The organism is Salinibaculum rarum (assembly GCF_030505615.1).
Taxonomy (GTDB): Archaea; Halobacteriota; Halobacteria; order Halobacteriales; family Haloarculaceae; genus Salinibaculum; species Salinibaculum rarum.
Genome location: NZ_CP129992.1, coordinates 2,761,735 through 2,779,435, shown reverse-complemented (window position 1 = coordinate 2,779,435; position 17,701 = coordinate 2,761,735). Strand labels below are relative to the sequence as shown.

General features: G+C 63.4%; 20 protein-coding genes. 11 read left to right on the top strand and 9 right to left on the bottom strand.

Going from position 1 to position 17,701, the window contains the following annotated elements; all coding sequences use genetic code 11:
* The first annotated feature begins 101 nt into the window (after positions 1-101).
* A complete protein-coding gene (locus QYL91_RS14440; RefSeq protein WP_302081197.1) occupies positions 102-1,277 on the top strand; it encodes an inorganic phosphate transporter in 1,176 nt (391 codons plus the stop codon).
* 23 nt (positions 1,278-1,300) lie between these two features.
* On the opposite strand, the gene QYL91_RS14435 is transcribed toward QYL91_RS14440, so the two are convergent.
* Complete coding sequence (locus QYL91_RS14435; RefSeq protein WP_302081196.1) at positions 1,301-1,948, bottom strand: helix-turn-helix domain-containing protein; 648 nt, start codon at positions 1,946-1,948, stop codon at positions 1,301-1,303.
* Between the two features lie 137 nt (positions 1,949-2,085).
* On the opposite strand from QYL91_RS14435, the gene QYL91_RS14430 reads away from it, so the two are divergent.
* Positions 2,086-2,514, top strand: coding sequence for an SRPBCC family protein (locus QYL91_RS14430; protein ID WP_302081195.1), 429 nt, complete (start codon positions 2,086-2,088; stop codon positions 2,512-2,514).
* A 30-nt stretch (positions 2,515-2,544) separates the two neighbouring features.
* Here QYL91_RS14430 and QYL91_RS14425 read toward each other — a convergent pair whose 3' ends face one another.
* The 5 genes from QYL91_RS14425 to QYL91_RS14405 form a co-directional block, all read right to left on the bottom strand.
* Positions 2,545-2,886, bottom strand: coding sequence for a lycopene cyclase domain-containing protein (locus QYL91_RS14425; protein ID WP_302081194.1), 342 nt, complete (start codon positions 2,884-2,886; stop codon positions 2,545-2,547).
* A 44-nt stretch (positions 2,887-2,930) separates the two neighbouring features.
* Positions 2,931-3,167: a hypothetical protein gene (locus QYL91_RS14420; protein ID WP_302081193.1), complete on the bottom strand. Its 237-nt coding sequence runs from the start codon at positions 3,165-3,167 to the stop codon at positions 2,931-2,933.
* Between the two features lie 91 nt (positions 3,168-3,258).
* Positions 3,259-5,664 (bottom strand): heavy metal translocating P-type ATPase, encoded by a 2,406-nt coding sequence (locus tag QYL91_RS14415; protein ID WP_302081192.1) that lies wholly within the window; start codon positions 5,662-5,664, stop codon positions 3,259-3,261.
* A gap of 2 nt (positions 5,665-5,666) precedes the next feature.
* A complete protein-coding gene (locus QYL91_RS14410; protein ID WP_302081191.1) occupies positions 5,667-6,461 on the bottom strand; it encodes a sulfite exporter TauE/SafE family protein in 795 nt (264 codons plus the stop codon).
* A gap of 60 nt (positions 6,462-6,521) precedes the next feature.
* Positions 6,522-6,719 (bottom strand): DUF8131 family protein, encoded by a 198-nt coding sequence (locus tag QYL91_RS14405; RefSeq protein WP_302081190.1) that lies wholly within the window; start codon positions 6,717-6,719, stop codon positions 6,522-6,524.
* A gap of 101 nt (positions 6,720-6,820) precedes the next feature.
* Here QYL91_RS14405 and QYL91_RS14400 point away from each other — a divergent pair, with 101 nt between their 5' ends.
* From QYL91_RS14400 to QYL91_RS14370, 7 genes are all read left to right on the top strand, one after another.
* Complete coding sequence (locus tag QYL91_RS14400) at positions 6,821-7,054, top strand: hypothetical protein (RefSeq protein WP_302081189.1); 234 nt, start codon at positions 6,821-6,823, stop codon at positions 7,052-7,054.
* A gap of 6 nt (positions 7,055-7,060) precedes the next feature.
* On the top strand, positions 7,061-7,570 hold the full coding sequence (locus tag QYL91_RS14395) for a cytochrome c oxidase subunit II (RefSeq protein ID WP_302081188.1): 510 nt from the start codon (positions 7,061-7,063) through the stop codon (positions 7,568-7,570).
* On the top strand, positions 7,567-9,321 hold the full coding sequence (locus tag QYL91_RS14390) for a b(o/a)3-type cytochrome-c oxidase subunit 1 (RefSeq protein ID WP_302081187.1): 1,755 nt from the start codon (positions 7,567-7,569) through the stop codon (positions 9,319-9,321). Before QYL91_RS14395 ends, QYL91_RS14390 begins: the two co-directional genes overlap by 4 nt.
* Positions 9,318-9,530, top strand: coding sequence for a hypothetical protein (locus QYL91_RS14385; protein WP_302081186.1), 213 nt, complete (start codon positions 9,318-9,320; stop codon positions 9,528-9,530). The genes QYL91_RS14390 and QYL91_RS14385 overlap by 4 nt, the downstream gene beginning before the upstream one ends.
* Before the next feature lie 4 nt (positions 9,531-9,534).
* Entirely contained in the window at positions 9,535-10,158 is a 624-nt protein-coding gene (locus tag QYL91_RS14380) for a DUF7546 family protein (RefSeq protein WP_302081185.1), read from the top strand.
* Positions 10,159-10,268: 110 nt separating this feature from the next.
* Positions 10,269-11,411, top strand: coding sequence for a CBS domain-containing protein (locus QYL91_RS14375; protein ID WP_302081184.1), 1,143 nt, complete (start codon positions 10,269-10,271; stop codon positions 11,409-11,411).
* Positions 11,412-11,632: 221 nt separating this feature from the next.
* Complete coding sequence (locus QYL91_RS14370; RefSeq protein ID WP_302081183.1) at positions 11,633-12,157, top strand: DUF7979 domain-containing protein; 525 nt, start codon at positions 11,633-11,635, stop codon at positions 12,155-12,157.
* Positions 12,158-12,163: 6 nt separating this feature from the next.
* Here the strand turns inward: QYL91_RS14370 and QYL91_RS14365 are convergent, their stop codons facing one another.
* Positions 12,164-14,392 carry a CDC48 family AAA ATPase gene (locus QYL91_RS14365; RefSeq protein WP_302081182.1) on the bottom strand — a complete coding sequence of 743 codons (2,229 nt, stop codon included), beginning with the start codon at positions 14,390-14,392 and terminating at the stop codon, positions 12,164-12,166.
* 160 nt (positions 14,393-14,552) lie between these two features.
* Here QYL91_RS14365 and QYL91_RS14360 point away from each other — a divergent pair, with 160 nt between their 5' ends.
* Positions 14,553-14,981 (top strand): universal stress protein, encoded by a 429-nt coding sequence (locus QYL91_RS14360; protein ID WP_302081181.1) that lies wholly within the window; start codon positions 14,553-14,555, stop codon positions 14,979-14,981.
* 63 nt (positions 14,982-15,044) lie between these two features.
* On the opposite strand, the gene QYL91_RS14355 is transcribed toward QYL91_RS14360, so the two are convergent.
* Positions 15,045-15,419 (bottom strand): truncated hemoglobin, encoded by a 375-nt coding sequence (locus tag QYL91_RS14355; RefSeq protein ID WP_302081180.1) that lies wholly within the window; start codon positions 15,417-15,419, stop codon positions 15,045-15,047.
* Between the two features lie 127 nt (positions 15,420-15,546).
* Here QYL91_RS14355 and larC point away from each other — a divergent pair, with 127 nt between their 5' ends.
* Positions 15,547-16,872 carry a nickel pincer cofactor biosynthesis protein LarC gene (larC, locus tag QYL91_RS14350; RefSeq protein ID WP_302081179.1) on the top strand — a complete coding sequence of 442 codons (1,326 nt, stop codon included), beginning with the start codon at positions 15,547-15,549 and terminating at the stop codon, positions 16,870-16,872.
* A gap of 21 nt (positions 16,873-16,893) precedes the next feature.
* Here the strand turns inward: larC and QYL91_RS14345 are convergent, their stop codons facing one another.
* A complete protein-coding gene (locus QYL91_RS14345) occupies positions 16,894-17,637 on the bottom strand; it encodes a hypothetical protein (protein ID WP_302081178.1) in 744 nt (247 codons plus the stop codon).
* Positions 17,638-17,701 lie beyond the last annotated feature (64 nt).

Sequence of the window (17,701 nt, the reverse complement as noted above, 5' to 3'; positions counted from 1 at the left end):
GGCGTGGCCGGCAAAACGTTTGTCTCACCGGATGCGCTCGCGCCCGATACTGCAACGAGCAAATCGCCGATGTTTAAACCGTTGCCGTCGTTGCTCTGTCTGTGACAGAAGTACTCCTCGTTATCGGGCTCGTCATCGCCGCGTTCGTGGGTTTCAACATCGGCGGGGCCAACACCGGACCGGCGTTCGGTCCGGCTGTCGGTGCAGGAGTTCTTTCGAAAGTCGTCGCCGGCTCGCTGATGTCCGTGTTCTTTTTCGTCGGTGCGTGGACAATCGGCCGTCGCGTCGTCGACACGCTCGGCACGGAACTGGTCACCTCCACGGCCATCTTCTCGCTTGAGGCCAACGTGACGGTCCTGTTTTTCATCGGCGGTGCGCTCTTTCTGGGGAACTACATCGGTGTCCCCGCTTCGACGTCGATGACTGCCGTCGGGGCAATCGCGGGACTGGGACTGGCCGCGGACGAACTCGCCTGGGGCGTGATGGGTCGGATTGTGACTTGGTGGATTGTCGCCCCCATCATCGCCTTCTGGGTGTCCGGTATCATCGGCCGGTACTTCTACGCCCGGCTGAACCGTCGCATCGCGCTCGCACAGAGCGACGGGGCCCTGGTTGAACTCGACCGCACGGGGGCTGTCCCGTCGGTGACGCTTGGTCCCAACACGACCCGACGGGAACTGTTCGGAACGGGTATCGTCGTCGTAATCGGCTGTCTGATGGCGTTCTCCGCGGGAACTTCCAATATCGCTAACGCCATCGCGCCGCTGGTCGGTAGCGGAGACCTCGGCATGAACGTGGGCATCGTCTTCGGCTCCGTGGCCGTCGCCACCGGGGCACTCACCATCGCTCGCCGAACGCTCGATACGCTCGGTAGCGACCTCACGCAACTCCCGCTGACGGCAGCCATCATCGTCGCGTCGGTCAGCGCGATAATCGTGACGGCGCTGTCGGCGATCGGTATCCCCGCCAGTTTCGTCATCATCGCGACGATGAGCATCGTCGGCCTCGGCTGGGGTCGCGCGACGCGGACGACGACGGTCGCAGAGAGCGTTCGCGGCGAGGGCACGGCGATGTCGCCGGGGTCGCTCGCGGGTGACGAAGGCGGCGAAGAACTGCCGAGTATCGGCGAGGAAGACCCCGAAGACATTCCACAGGCGAACGAACTGTTCAACCCCTCGACGACGGCACGGGTCGTCCTGATGCAGAATCTCGTCCCCGTCGTCGCGACGTTCAGTGCGTACTTGACGTTCCGGTTCGTGCCACTGTTTGGCTTCTGAGCGGTCGCCCTCTCGGCCTGTGCTCAGTCGTCGTCGGGCGACTGGACGAGCTGTTCGGCGTAGTGTTTGATAATCTTCTCCTCGGCGCGGTGTAGCGTCTCGCTGGCTGTCGATTTCGCGATTTTGAGCGCGTCAGCCAACTCTGTCAGTGAACTGCTCCGGGGCGTGTCGTAGTACCCTTCGTCGAGTGCCGTCTCTACCACGCGCTGCTGTCTATCGGTTAGCAGTTGCTCGTCGTCGAGTCGCTGCTGGACGTAGTCGACGGTAAAGGAGATACCAAACGAATCCAGTTGTGTCCCCAGTTCCGAGAGCCGTTCGCTGGGGGCGGTCACCTCCCAGGTAGCGGTCCCGTTCTGAATCGAGAAGGGCATCTCCAGTGGGACCCCCGAGTCGCGGGCCGGCAACAGGAGCAGTGGCATCGTCGTCTCGAACTGGACGAGCACGTCACCGTCGCTGAATTTCAGCGTATCGACGGAGGTGACCTCTTCGGAGTTCGCAATCTCTCGGACTATCTCCTGTGGGTTCGCTGCGGTGACTTCCGCCAGTCCGACACCCGCGTCCTCGTCGGACAGCGCAGCCAGGATTCTGACCGTCGCATCCGGGTACCGTCTCGTGATAGCCCCCACCCACACCTTGTCTGGAATGTCGAGACGCAACTTCGCCTGTGGCATAGACGAACATATTCGCTCCGGAGGGCAATGAACGTTCCCGAATATGTTCGAGGGTTTCTACCGGACGAGGCTGGCCTGCGATGGAGGGGGAACATGTTCGCCGAAGTTCTCTTCGGGACAGTGGACGAAGGGGGTGTATGGAGACCGTCTCGCTCAGTCGCTCGTTCGAAGGGGATGTCGATACCGTTCGGGAGGCGATGCTGGACCTCGAGCCGTTCATGGAGGCCGCAGGCTTCTCCGAGGTGGACGTCGACGGCGAGGACATGACGATTCGGAACCACGTCGGTCTGTTGACCATCGAACTCGACTTGCGCTGTGTCGAGACCGATGCCGTCCTCGCGTACGAACAGGTCGACGGCATCTTCGAGACGATGACGACCCGCTACACACTCGAAGCCGGAGAGGGGACTGTAACAGTGACGGCGACGACGGATTTCTCCCTCGACGTCGGCGTCGTCGGACCGATTCTCGACGGCACGATAATCTCGCGCCAGCGGCGGAAGGAACTCACTGGGCAGTTCGACTATCTCGAAGACGTCGCTGCTGGGACGGTGCCGGCCGAGTGACGACCGCTTGGGGTGTCGACGGGAAGACCCTCATCGACGAGTCGATAGCACGGCCGGCAGCCGTCCGTCTTCGTCGAGTTTCCGGAGTGTCTCGTACGTTCCGACGACCATCGCCGGGACGACGAGGATGAAGATGTGTTCCTCCAGGGGGATGCCGAGCAGTTCGATGCCGGTGCGCATCGGGATGGCGAACACGCCGACTTCCAGCGTGTACCAGTCCCAGACGAACGCCGGCGGGTAGAGCAAGACGACAGTGCGGGCCGCCGTCCGCCAGACGCCCGCGTACGCGACCAGCGAGAGCGCAATCGACCCCCAGAGCAGTTCGGTGACGAGATAGGTGTACTCGCCGAAGACGGTGATGTCGGGTAACACAATCGTCTCTTGGCCCGACTCACAGTAAAAGTTCGTCCGGTGACCTATCGCTGCTTGAAGTCGGCGTAGTTTCCGGCCGCGTAGAACACGGCCACGAGCAGTCCGGTGAACACGACGGTGCCGATGGCCTCGTTGCCCGGCACGAACAGGTACAGCAAGCCGGCGACGATTCCGAGCAACAACAGAGCTGTGAGTGCGATGCTTGCTGTGCCGACGTACTTGAGGAACTTCTCGGCCGTACCGGGTTGGTCTTGCTCCCATGGACGTTCGTGGTGAGCCATACGAACGTGTGGGGTCTCCCTCTTAATAGCCGATACTCGGATTTTCAGTCGCTGGGAACGGCGTCCGCTGGCAGTTTCCGGGCGTGTGCCGTCAGTCCTCACCGAGTAACTGCCGGCTGGAGTTGATGACGACGAGTGCGCTGCTGGTCCCCATCGCCAGCGCGGCAAAGAGCGGGTTCAGAAGGCCAGTCGCAGCCAGCGGGATGGCCACGACGTTGTACCCGAAGGCCCACGCGAGGTTCTGCCTGATGCGGCGCCGCGTCGCGTCGGCGACGGCAAACAGCGTCGGGACGGCGTCGAGGCGACCGCTGGTCACGATGGCGTCGGCGGCCTCGGTCGCAAGCTCTGTCCCCTGTGCCAGTGCGACCCCGACGTCTGCGGCCGCGAGTGCCGGCGCGTCGTTGGCCCCATCGCCTATCATCGTCACGCGCCCGCGCTCACGCAGTTGTCGAACGGTCGCTACCTTCCCGTCCGGCGGGAGCCCGGCGAAGACCTCGTTTACGTCGGGGTGGTCCCTGAACTGGTCGGCCGCGGCGCTGTCGTCGCCGGTCAACACGACGACGTGTCGCTGGTCCCCGGCCAGTGTCTCGACCGTCTCGCGCCAGTCGTCGCGCGGCCGGTCGCTGACCGTGATGAGGCCCCGACACTCGCCGTCCCAGCCGACCAGCACCGGTACCTCGCCCGCGTCGGCGGCCGCATCCGCCTGTTCGGCGTACGCCGCTGGGACCGTCAGCCCCCGCTTTTCGAAGAGGTCCGGATGGCCGACGACCGTCTCCGTGCCGTCGACGTGTCCGACGACGCCCTTGGGCTCGATGTCGACGGGTACCTCCGGCGTCGCATCGCCTGCCTCCTCGGCCAGTTGTCCGCCGTCGGCCCGACGAGACTGGTCGTCGACGTCCAGTGCCGTCGCGCCGCGGTCGGCGGCGTGTGCGACGATGGCGTCCGCGACGGGATGATTCGAGTAGCGTTCGAGCGCGGCCGCTCGGTCGAGGACGCCGTCATCCTCACGAGTCGTCGCGTCGCTCACGTCGGTCACGGCCATCTCGCCGCTGGTCAGCGTCCCGGTCTTGTCGAGTGCGACGACGTCCGTCTCCGGAAGCGTCTCGAAGACCGTCTCCGACCCGACGACGACGCCGTCTTCAGCGGCTCGCTGGACGCCGGCCGCGACGGCAAGCGGCGTCGCCAGGCCCAGCGCACACGGACACGAGACGATGAGCACCGTCAGCCCGACGAGGATAGCCGCGGTGGCCGTTCCGCCAAGCGCCAGCGTGGCGCCGGCAGCGAGCAGCGCGAGCACGACCACAAGCGGGACGAACACCGTCGCCAGCTTGTCGGCCAACTGCTGGATGCCCCGCCGCGAACTCTGGATGTCCCAGAGCAGGCCGACGATGCGGTCGAGCGTGCTCGTCCCCTCGTCGCTGACCGCGACCACGAGCGGCCGGTCGGTCACGACGCCGCCACCGACGACCTCGTCGCCGGGACGGCGCGTGACGGGTAACGACTCGCCGGTCACCAGCGCCTCGTCGACGGCGGCGACGCCCTCGACGACAGTTCCGTCCAGTGGAATCCGCTCGCCGGGGCGGACCAGCAGTTCGGTGCCCGGGTCGATGTCCTCGATTGCGACGAGGTCGCCGTCCCGGGTGCGTGCCTCCGCGACGCGTGCCTCGGTCAACTCCGAGAGCAGGTCGACGGCCTTGTTTTTGATACGGTCCTCGTAGTAGTTGCCCGTCGTCACCACCAACACGATGGCGACGGTCACGTCGAAGTAGACGTCGATGCCCCCCATCACCGTTATCGCGGCGCTGTAAACGTAGGAACTCGCCGCCGCGAGAGCGACGAGCAGGTCCATGTTCGGCTGGCCGGCCCGGAGACTGACGTAGGCGCCCCGGAGCAGGGGAAAGCCGGTATAAAAGAGGATGATGGTCGTGAACAGCCATATCTGGCCCAGCAGGTAGAGTCGGCCGAAGGTACCGAAGTCGACGACCGGGTCGAAACCGAAGTGTTGCGGGTAGACAAAGAGGACGTACCACATCATCGTCATCATCCCCAGGAAGCCGCCGACGAGCAACCGGGCAACTGGGGAGTCCTCCTCGGTCGAATCCTCCTCGCGGCTGTAGGCGCGGTACCCACTTCGGGTGACGATGTCGGGCACGTCACCCTCCGTGACCGCGTCGGGGTCGTAGACGACTTTCATCGTGTCCGTCGCGTAGCTGGCGGCGGCGGCCTCGACGCCCTTGTGGTCGGTGGCGGTCATCTCCAGGAAGCGCTCGCAGGTCGCACAGTGCATCCCGTCGACCGAGAGGTAGGTCACCTCGCCGTCGGCGTCCTCGATGGTGTTGTCTGGCGCGAGGTTCTCCGGGTCCACTGCGTCGGCGTCGACGCCGTCCAGCGAGCGAGCGACCTCAAGACAGCCCCGACAGCAAAATTCCCCGTCGACGTCCGGGTCAGTCACCGGTGGCGAGGGGACATCGAGGTCACAGAGTGTACATCCTGTCATGGTTAGAGTGGCTGGTAGTAGGGAATGTCCGGGTACGGGAGCGCCACGCCAAAGAGCATCAGGCCGTGGGCGAGCGGCAGATACCCTAGCGCGAGAAAGACCACGCCGAGTACCCGGTGGAGCGTCCGGCGGTGGCCGACCGACAGCGACCCCAGCGCGAGGCCGTAGACAAAGAGCGTCGGAATTGTCCCCGCGCCGAGCAATCCGAGCGCGAGCGCGCCGCGGACGGGGTCACCGACTGCGAACGCATAGAGGTAAGCCGGATAGAGAATCGGGCAGGGGAGCAACGCGTGAACGACGCCGACGCCGGCGATGCCCGTCGAGTTGGCGACGCGGTCGACCCGTTCTGTCAGCCACCCCGTCAGTCCGCGAAAGACCCGCCCGAGTCCGGGCAGCGACGAGAGCCGCGACGTGGCCGTCGTTCCGCGAAATACGTAGCCGAGGCCGGTCGAGACGATGAAGAGACCGACGACGATACCGACGCTGCCCCGGACCGTCGTCGCAATCGGTGCAAGCGTCGTGACGCCGCCGACGACGACGCTCCCGAGTAAGCCCAGGAGTGCGCCCATCGCGGCGTAGCCGACCGTCCGGCCCACGTTGAACAGTCCGTGCTGGCGCACGTCGAAAAGCGTCACCCGCTCGGCGTCGACTGGCTGTCGGTTCGCAGTCATCCGGTCGGCGTACATCGAGACCAGGGGGCCACACATCCCGAGACAGTGGGCGCCCGCGAGCAGGCCGATGAGAAAGAACAGTGCCAGGTCCGGACTGACCGGAATTGTGCTCTGAACTGGTGCCACCGTGGCTGCAGTGCTGAAAGTCGTCGGAAGCTGCGAGGCCACGGCGGCCGTCGACATCGGTCAGGCTCCGTTCGCGTGTGCGTCCCCGTCGTGGTCGTGCTCGTGGGGAGACATCGCGATGGCGACGCTTGCGGCGATGATGAGAACGTTCACGAGCGTGACCGCGGCAAGCCACTCCGCGTTGAGCACGATGAACACGACAGCTGGAACGATGGCAGTCAGCGAGAGCAGTCCAACCAGTCTGGGTGTAACTTCCATACGGCCCTATAAGGAATCATACTTCTAAATTGCTTCGGGCCATTCTAACTCTCTGGGAACGACATAGGATTATATGTATACCCAGCCATAGAGGGTCAATTATGAGTAGTGGCACAACAGTCCCGGCAGAAAGCAGTGAGCAGGATGCCGAGGTAGAAAAGAGCGTGTCGGCACCGCCGATGCAGGAGGGCATCGAGCGGGAACTGTCCCACGAGGAGTACGACCCGAAGGGGACACTTGCCTTGATACTAATTTATCTGGGTATCCTCGTTCTGATGTGGGTGTTCATGTATTTCGTCGAATTCCTCGGAAACGAGTTTGTCGTCGTGGGGTAATAGTTCATGCATATTCACAGGTACGAAAAAATCTGGCTTGGTATCGCACTCCTGCTTATCGTCGGTTTCATCGCAACGATCACCTACGGTGCCGTCGGTGCTGGTGTCACGATGGTCGACGAGAGCGGCGACGTCGTCAATCCGAACAATATCTCGGAGCACCCGGAGTTCGGTGACCCCGGCGTCGAACAGGTCGGTGAAAACGAGTACGACGTTCACATCGTCGCCCAGCAGTTCGCCTTCATGCCGGGAACCGCCTCTCCGATTACCGTTCCGGCAAACAGCACCATCAACTTCTATGTCACGTCCATCGACGTGATTCACGGCTTCAACGTGGTCGGAACGAACGCGAACACGATGGTCATCCCCGGTGAAGTGGCCGAGATTACCGTCAAAGCCGAAGAGCCGGGCAAGTACGGTATCGTCTGTCACGAGTACTGCGGACAGGGTCACCACAACATGGCAGGTACGATGGAAGTTGTCCCGCAAGACGAATACAACGGAAGTGAACAATGAGTACGGAAACTGACAACAGTACGTTCGTAGACCGGTTCCCCGAGGAGGCCGCTATCACACGACAGGCCTTCCTCGTGGCATTCGTCATGCTCGGTATTGGTGCCTTCCTTGGTATTATTCAGGCACTGCACCGGACCAATGTGCTTCGCATCATCGACTCGGCGGATTACTACACCGTCCTGACTGCCCACGGTGTGTTCCTGGCGATTGTGTTCACGATTTTCTTCCTCGTCGGGCTCTACCAGTGGGCGATAACGCGGAGTCTCGACCGCGGGCCGGTCAACATCACCGTCACGAAAGCGTGGCTCGCGCTGATGTCGATCGGCTCGGTCATGACCGGCGCGGCTATCCTCCTCGGATTCGTCAGTGAAATCAACGTGAGCGCGGACGTGCTCTTTACGTTCTACGCGCCGCTGCAGGCTCACCCCGCCTTCTACGCCGGTCTCGTGATATTCATCATCGGGACGTGGCTGGCCGGTGCTGACTGGTTCCGCACCTGGCTCGCCTGGAAGAAGGACAACCCTGACGAGCGGATTCCGCTGCAGGCCTTCATGGTCCTGACGACGATGATTATGTGGTACGTCGCCACCATCGGCGTCGCCATCTCCGTGCTGTTTTTCCTCTTGCCGTGGTCGCTGGGTATCATCGAGACTGTCAACCCACTGCTGACCCGGACGCTGTTCTGGTTCTTTGGCCACCCGGTTGTCTACTTCTGGCTGCTGCCGGCGTACCTGCTGTGGTACACTGTCTTGCCGAAAATCGCCGGCGGACGGCTGTTCAGTGACCCGCTCGCACGCGTGGTCTTTGTGCTGTTTGTCATCCTCTCGACGCCGGTCGGTATCCACCACCAGTACGTCGACCCCGGTATCGCGGAGAGTTTCAAGTTCATCGCGATGACCAACACGATGTTCCTGCTGTTACCGAGTCTGTTGACTGCCTTCACCGTGGTCGCGAGCGTCGAGCACGGTGCGCGCCAGCGCGGTGGCACCGGCTACTTCGGCTGGCTCCGCGCGCTGCCGTGGCGTGACCCGGCCTTTACCGGGATGGCACTCGCTGGCCTGATGTTCGCCGCTGGCGGGTTCTCCGGGATGGTCAACGCCGGGATGAACATCAACTACCTCGTGCACAACACGCTGTGGGTGCCCGGTCACTTCCACCTCACCGTCGGGACTGCGGTGACGCTGACCTTTATGGCCGGCACCTACTGGCTGTGGCCCCAGCTCACCAACCACAGCATCTACTCGCGACCGATTGCACTCGCACAGGTCGTGATGTGGTTCGGTGGGATGGCGCTGATGTCCAACGCGATGCACGTCGCCGGGCTCTTCGGCGTCCCTCGCCGGACGGCCGAGCCCCAGTACGAGGCCTTCGACTTCCCGACTATCTTCGGGACCATCGGCGAACTCCGTATCCAGATTGCCATCGGCGGAACGCTGCTGTTCCTCTCGACGCTGCTGTTCCTGTCGAACCTGTTGCTCTCGCTGGATACGCCAAAGCGGACCGACCTGAGTCAGTCGCTCCCGCCGGCACTCTCCGGGCCGTCTGACAGCCCGCGCGTGCTGGACAACATGAAACTCTGGGCAGGCATCGCACTCTTGCTCGTCGTGCTGGCCTATGCTCTGCCACTCGGCGCGATTGTTCAGGACAGCGGTCTCCTCGGCCCCGGTGGTGACGCCTACCCGGTCGTGGTCGCACCGGTTCTCGACTGGCTGCAGGGCTCTGCTGTCGCACTTACGGAGGTGATACAATGAGTAAATCCTGGCTCATCCAGACCCGCGGCGGGATGCTCGTCGGGCTGGTGATGATGGGCGCTATCGGCTTCGAACTCCGGACCGTCCTCGGGATGCTCATCGGCCTCGAAGTGCCGATGACACCGTACCTCATGGTCATGATTGGCCTGCTGAGCGCGCTGGGTGTCATCCTGGACGTGTTCCGCTCTAACAGCGAGGCTGCACAGTAACCACATGTCGGGCCACGCCACAGCACCGAGGCTCCCGCGACGCTGGGTCGGTGCCGCCACACTCGTCGGTATGGTGGTCGGCTACACGCTCGCCGTCGACCCGGTCGTCCACTCGCTGTCGCAGGTGCTGTACCCGCTCGTCTGGGTCACTGCGAGCCTGACCGCGCTGTGGCTGGTCCGCGACCACCTGACCGACTTCGGGCCGGTTGCGATTGCCGCCGGTGTCGGCTACACGCTCTTGTTGCTGTGGACGGCGGGACTGCTCGGGACACCCGCTGGTCCATCGGGGGTGTCGGTACACTTTGCCCTGCCCGGCTGGGGACCAGCGATGGTCTACACCGGGTCGGTGCTGACCGTCATCGTCGTCCCGTTCCTGCTTGCCGGCTACGCGACGCTTGGAGTGCTCGCAGCGAGTGCGATTCAGGCGACACTACAGACGACGGCTGCGGGACTGCTCGGGCTGTTTGCCTGCGTTAGCTGTACTGCGCCGCTTCTGGCGGGGCTTGCGGGCTCGCTCGGTGCCGGCTCGGTCGCGACGACCATCTCGACTGCACAGTACCCGCTCGCGACGGCCGCGTTCCTGCTTTCGGTCGGCAGTCTCGTCGTGTTGACCCGCCGCGGACCCTGACCGGCCAACGCTTCTGAACCATTGGGTCCCTGTCGGCGCTTTCACTTCTATGAGAACGTTTACCAACTTTGATTATGCCGCACGTCGAACGTTCAAGATGGGAACTTACGATGGATATTGCTGATATCGCTACCAGCGACTACGCAGAGGTTGACGCCGACGAACGACTCGGGAAAGTACGTGCTATATTCGAGGATACCAACCCCCGGGGGATTGTGGTTACCGAGGACGGCGAGTACGCGGGAGTCATCACGCAGCGCCAGCTCGTCCAGTCTCACGTCGAGGACGACGCCAAAGCGCGGGGGCTGATGGGGTCTGCGCCGAAGGTCGGACGGACAGACGACGTGCGCGAGGTCGCACGCGTCCTCGTCGAGGGTGCGTCCAAAATCGCTCCCGTCTTCGAGGCCGGCAGTCTCTGGGGGACGATCTCCGGCGACCAGATACTGGCGGCCGTCCTCGAGAATCTGGATGCGCTCGATGTCGAGGAAATCTACACGACCGACGTTGTCACAGTCAACGAGGACACCAACATCGGACAGGTCGTCAACCTGTTCCGGGAGAACGGCATCTCCCGGCTGCCCGTCCTGAACAGTGACGGCTACCTTTCCGGCGTGGTGACCACCCACGACATCGTCGACGTGGTCGTCCGGGACATGGACAAAGCCACGACCGGCGACCGGGCCGGGGACATCGACCGCATTCTCGATATTCCAGTCTACGACGTGATGAGCAGTCCGGTGGCCACGACGACGAAAGACGAGTCCGTCCACGATGCGGTCGAGCGGATGCTCGACAACAACTACGACGGCCTCGTGGTCACGCCGGACGACGACGACCGCCTCGTCGCGGGTGTCGTCACCAAGACGGACGTGCTCCGGGCGCTGACGTTCACCGAAGAAGAGCACATGGACGTCCAGATTACCAACATCAGCGTCCTGGAGACCCTCTCCCGCGAGGAGATTCGCGACCGCATCGAGACGGTCGCGAGCAAGTACAAGGACATGCAGGTCCAGCACGCACACGTCCGCTTCCACGAACACAAGGAGAAACTCCGCGGCACGCCGCTCATCCAGTGTCAGATTCGCCTGCGGACCAACAAGGGCCAGGCCGCTGGCTCCGGCGAAGGCTACGGCGCCGACACTGCGTTCCGCGTCGCGACTGACAAACTCGAACGGAACGTCCTCGAAGTGAAAGGCGTCCAGGCCGACGAGGAGTACCGCGGCCAGCTCCTGCGCAAACTCGGCGAACTATAGGGCAGGCACTCTCCTCTCGGTCCCGGTCCGTTCGTCCGGTCTACTACCACCAATTTTGTGCGAGTGACGCTACCGTTCCAGAGGCGGCGTCATCGAATACTCCGCGTGGTCTGTTTTCACTGCCTTCTGGTCGAACCATTCGGGAGACTGAACTGGCGGTGTGAGCGCCCGGCACCGGGGGAGGGAGAAGACACTTACCAGAAACGAGAGGACGGTGACACATGGCTGTCTGGACCGTCGTGAAATACGCTGTCGCGTTCCTCTTGGTGGTCTCTGGCGGTCTGTGTTTCGTCGCCGCTGCCAATCTCAATGGCGAGCTCCCCCAAGGCGATTATAGATACGAAGTGACAGAGCTAAACGAGACAGAACCTCCCTCCCAAGTGACGGAATCGACCGCAACAAAAACTCCCTACCCCTCTGAGCGGACGTTCCGGGTCCTTCAATTCAGCAACCTCTCCGCACCGGCCCAAACGATTTTTCTGAAGACACTCACCAACGGCGGCACCTATGCGACGGACACCCATCCCGATGACTTCCAACTCAACTCAGACACGAGCAGACATAACTATGTCCGCTATCAGAACAGCACCTATCAGCTGGACGTACATAATATCCGACTAAGGCAGGACTCCGGTCAGATTCTTTTTGGAATTACAGTAGCTGTTGGCTCAGGACTGACCGTACTCGGTGGTGGAGCCCTCCTCTGGTGGAACCGGACGTTCCTCCGGAAACGGAGTCCGTTCTAGTGGTTCCTACTGGAACCCGATCCGGCCGCCACTCTGACCGCGCTGTGGCTCGGGACCGCCGCCCTTGAAGTCCTCCTCCATCTGCTCGTAGTAGTCGCGGATGTCGTCGGTGATAGTCGGCCGGACGTTCTCCATCGCCTGCCGGAAGTGACGCATCTCGACCTGGTCTGCGTCCTCGTCTTCGCGCAGGGCCTCGATGGCTGCCTCGCGGGCGATGGATTCTAAGTCCGACCCGACGTACCCCTCCGTGATTTCGGCGAGTTCGCGAAGGCTCACGTCTGCAGTCAGGGGGACATCCTCAGTGTGGATTTTCAGCACCTGCTCGCGGCCTTCCGTGCCGGGTTCGCCAATCATCACCAGTCGGTCGAACCGTCCCGAGCGGATGAGTGCCGGGTCTATCATGTCCGGCCGGTTGGTCGCCGCGATGACCATCACGTCCTCCATCTCCTCTAAACCGTCGAGTTCGGTCAGGAGCTGGTTGACAACCCGCTCGGAGACGTTTGAGCCGCTGTCGCCGCCGCCCCGACCCGGAGCCAGCGAGTCGAGTTCGTCGAAGAAGATGACCGTCGGTGCCACCTGGCGGGCCTTCCGGAACGTCTGGCGGATGGCCTTCTCGGACTCGCCAACCCACTTCGAGAGCAGTTGCGGTCCGCGCACGCTGATGAAGTTGGCGTCGGTCTCGTTGGCGACGGCTTTTGCCATCAGCGTCTTCCCGGTCCCGGGGGGTCCATAGAGAAGGACACCCGAGGGTGGCGTGACGCCCATCCGCTCGAACTTCTCGGGGCTGTTCATCGGCCACTCGACGGACTCGCGAACCTCCTTTTTGGCCTGTTCGAGGCCGCCGACGTGGTCCCAGTTGACCTTCGGGAGTTCTACGAGGACCTCCCGCATCGCCGATGGACTCACCTCGTTGAGCGCGCCGCGGAAGTCGTCGCGCTTGATTATCATCCGGTCGATGAGACTCGGCGGGATGTCCTCCTCGTCTAAGTCGATTTCTGGAAGATACCGGCGCAAGGCCTTCATCGCCGCTTCCTTGGTCAGACTCTCGATGTCAGCGCCGACGAAGCCGTGGGTCTCGGTGGCCAGCCGCGAGAGGTTCACGTCGTCCGAGAGCGGCATCCCGCGGGTGTGAATCTGGAGAATCTCCTCGCGACCGACTTCGTCCGGAACCCCGATCTCGATTTCGCGGTCGAACCGGCCCGGCCGACGGAGTGCGGGGTCGACCGAATCGACGCGGTTGGTCGCGCCGATGACGATGACTTGTCCCCGGGATTCGAGCCCGTCCATCATCGTCAGCAACTGGGCGACGACCCGGCGTTCGACTTCGCCGGTCACGTCTTCCCGTTTGGGCGCGATAGAGTCGAGTTCGTCGATGAAGATGATAGAGGGCGACTCCTCGGTTGCATCTTCGAATATCTCGCGTAACTGCTGTTCGGACTCGCCGTAGTACTTCGAGATAATCTCGGGGCCGGCGATAGAGAAGAAACTCGCAGACGTCTCGTTGGCGACGGCTTTCGCCAGTAGCGTCTTCCCGGTCCCGGGCGGCCCGTGAAGGAGCACCCCCTGTGGCGGCTCGATGCCGAGTTTCTTGAAAATCTGGGGGTGTTTCATCGGCAACTCGACCATCTCGCGGACCCGCTGAATCTCGCTTTGCAGGCCGCCGATGTCCTCGTACGTGATGCCGCCGCCGGTCTTCTCGAAGCCACTGATCGGCTCCTCGCGGAGTTCGACCTCGGTGTCTTCGGTGATAAGGGAGACCCCGTCCGGTTCGGTCTCGACGGCAATCAGCGGAATCGCCTGCCCGGGCGAGCGCATGAACGGGTGGTTCGTCGAACTCATCACCGGGACGATGTCGCGCTCGACGACCGGCCGCTTGAGAATCTGGCGTTTGACCATGCCAGCCGCGTCGGAGCCAAACTGGACGCTGGCCTCCTCGGGGGGCGCGAGGACGAGTTTGTCGGCCTTCTCGGCTTCGGCTTTCCGGATTTCGACGCGCTCGCCGATGCCGACGTCGGCGTTCTGTCGGGTGAACCCGTCGATGCGGACCGTGTCGGTGTTCCAGTCCTGCCGGTCCGCGCGCCAGACTTTCGCCGCAGTCACGTCCGCGCCTTCTATTTCGATGATGTCGCCGGGCGACAGCTTGAGATGCAACAGCGTATCGGGGTCGAGGCGGGCAATACCGCGACCCGAGTCGTTGGGGTAGGCCTTCGCCACCTCCAGTTGAACTTCATTCATAGTAGACTGGGATGTGTTGACACTCGTGGATGCCGAGAGATATGCTTTTTGCTACCGGCGGTTGGTCAGGGGAACCACAACCCGCCTCCGTCCGTGAGACTGGCCGCGGGTTTCTCCGGTGCGGTTACTTTGATTATGCTTCACACAGTACGCTCCAGATATGGTCTTTCTCGTTCCGTTCGATGGTTCGCCTGTCGCCAAAGCAGCACTGACCCGCGCGGTCGAACACGGCAAGGCACTCGGTGAAGAGATAGTCGCTGTCAGCCTCGTTCCGACCGGTGCGACCTACGCAGAGCGGCGCAAGTGGATTCAGCCAGACGAGGATTTTGCGGCCGAGACGGCGAGTACGGAACTCCAGCGGAAAATCGATGAAGCGACCGACGACGCCGAGCGAAACTTCGACGAGTCGAGCGCACAGTCTCTGGACGGCGGTATCTCGGACAGAATTCAGCAGGTCGCCAAAGACGTCGACGCGTCAGTGTTGTTCGTCGGCACCGACGACACCTCGGAGGACGACCGATTGACGACGCCGTTTGGTCCCGTCGCCGCTGACGGTGCCTACGACGTCCACCTCGTCCGCTCGCACTGACCGGCGGACGGCTTCTCTCCGACTCGCTTTAATTGACCAGACGTGCCGTCGCAGTCCCGACTGTCACTTCTCGTCCGGACGCGCCAGCAGTTCTTCCTCGTATTCGGCAACCGCCTGGACGACGAGTTCTGCATCTTCCGCGGGGACGTCGTAGTGGTCGAGACTCTCGGACAGCAACTCGACGGCACGCTGGATGTGTTCGGGGGTAAACGGGACCTCCAGGTGCGCCTGTCGAACCGGCGCCGCGTCGTAGGTTTCCGGTCCGCCAGCGGCCTCACACAGGAAGTCGGTCTGCGTTCGCCGTAGCTGCTCCATGTCCGCGCCTTCGAAAAACGCGCCCAGTTGCTCGTCGGCTACCAGCCTATCGTAGAAATCGTCGACGACTGCCCGAATCCCCTCGCGCTGACCGAGTCGGTCGTACAGTGAGTCAGCAGCCATGCGCCACAATCACCGCTCGTCCGCTGAAGGCACTTTCGGTGTGACGTATTGTTCGTTATTTCCAGTCTGGCCTGGCTATCGCCAGACGACCGTCAGCGTATTGTCCCGGACCCGCCTTTGCTCGTGTATGCGAACCCTCGCGTTCGACGGCCGGATGGGAGCCAGCGGCGACATGCTCTTAGCTGCGCTGCTGGATGCTGGTGGGGACCGCGCTGCCCTCTCGCCCGTCGAAGAGACGCTCGCTGTCCGGTACGAGGTCGGACAGACGGTGAAAAACGGTATCGATGCGACCACCGTCGACGTGCGTTTGACCGAGCAGACGGCCAACGAGGGGCCTGGCGAGGAACGTGACGGACACGACCACGGCGGTGACGAAGACCACAGCCACGGGAGCGGTCACAGTCACGACGATAGCCATGACCACGCCCACGATGACGACCACACCCACGACCACGCCGAGGGGCATGGGCCGACCAGAACCTACGGGGAGGTCGTCGACATCGTAGAGGGGATGGACCTTCCCGCGGGGGTCGAGGCGGACGCACTGGCGATGTTCGAGATTCTCGGCGAGGCCGAGGCCGGCGTTCACGGGACCGACCTGACGGAGACGCACTTCCACGAGGTCGGGGCCGACGACGCCATCGCGGACGTGGTGGGCGTCTGTCTCCTGCTCGCGGACCTGGCAGTCGAGCAGGTCGTGACGACGCCGCTGGCCACCGGTGGTGGCGAGGTAGAGATGTCCCACGGCACCTATCCGGTCCCGACGCCCGCTGTCGTCGAGATTGCCGAACGCGCAGACTGGCAACTCCAGGGCGGCCCTGTCGAGGAAGAACTGCTGACACCGACCGGCGCGGCGATTCTCGCACACGTCGCCGACGGCGTCGAACGGCTCCCCGCCATGGACATCGGGAGTTCCGGCTACGGCGCTGGCACCTACACTTTCGACTCGCAGCCGAACGTCCTCCGGGCAATCGTCGGCGAGACGACCGGCGACCTCGCGCGCGATTCGATTACGGTTCTGGAGACGAATCTCGACGACGCACCACCAGAAGTCCTCGGCGGGTTACAGGAGACACTGACCGACGCCGGCGCTCGCGATGTCTCTGTCCTGCCGGTCACGATGAAAAAATCCCGGCCGGGGCATCTGGTGAAAGTCGTCGTCAGGCCCGAGGACGCACAGCGGGTCGCCCGACGACTCGCCGAGGAGACGGGGACGCTCGGCATCCGCGAGTACGGCTCGGGCCACCGCTGGATTGCCGACCGCGAGCAGGTCACTGCGACGATTGCCTTCGAGGGAACTGAGTACGACGTGCGCGTCAAAGTTGCCAGCGCCGACGGCACTGTCTACGATGTGAGCGCGGAGTACGACGACGCGCTGGCGGTCGCCCGCGAGACCGGCCTCCCAGTCAGGGACATCATGCGCCGGGCGGAGACACTCGTCCGCGAGGAGTGAGCCGGCCAGCAGAGAGTACGGTCACTCTTCACGATGCTCGTCGAGAGCCTCCTCGATAGTGAGGTCGCCACTCGCGACTTTCCGGGCCAGTTGCTCGCCGATGGCACGATTCCCATCGCTCTGTTCGCGCGAGCGGTTCTTGATGCGCTGGAGTTCCCCAGCCGTGGGTTCGATGTCACGCGAACTGACTCGCTCGCCCTCGATGCGGGCGATGTTGACTGCTGCGAGGACGTCACCCATCCCGCGCGTTCCGGTGCCGAGATACGGTGTCGTCCCCGTCTCGTCGACGAGTTCGACCGGCAGGTCCTCGATGTCGTCGATGATACGGGAACCGACCAGCCGCGCACCGTCGCCGATACGGACCAGCGGGTCCGGGACGCCGTCGAGTTCCTCGCGGACCACGTCGGCGGCCTGGTCTGCCGGCACCTGAAAGGTCGCGACGACCCGTCCGCCCACGAGGACGGCGATGCCCGGACGGTCGCCGGGGTCGATGCCGACGACGGTCTGTCCCCCGTCGCCACGGAGCAGGCCGACTGCCTCTTCGACTGCTGTCCGCGGATTCTCTGGGTCAGCGGTGACGACCGTCACGTCCGACGGGACCTCTTCTATCGTGTCGCTGTCCCCGCCGCTTGCAGTCACGACGACCGTCGTCTCCTCGGGCATGGCCTCGCCCGATTCGACGGTGGTAAACGCCACGCCACGCTCCCGGAGTGCCGTCACGACCTCGTGGTAGACCTCGAAGTCCGCAGTGGCGACGACTATCACGACTGGACGTTGCTCGGCGTCGTACTTAGCAGTTGGTCGGTTTTTTGCTTCGGGCGAACGGAGC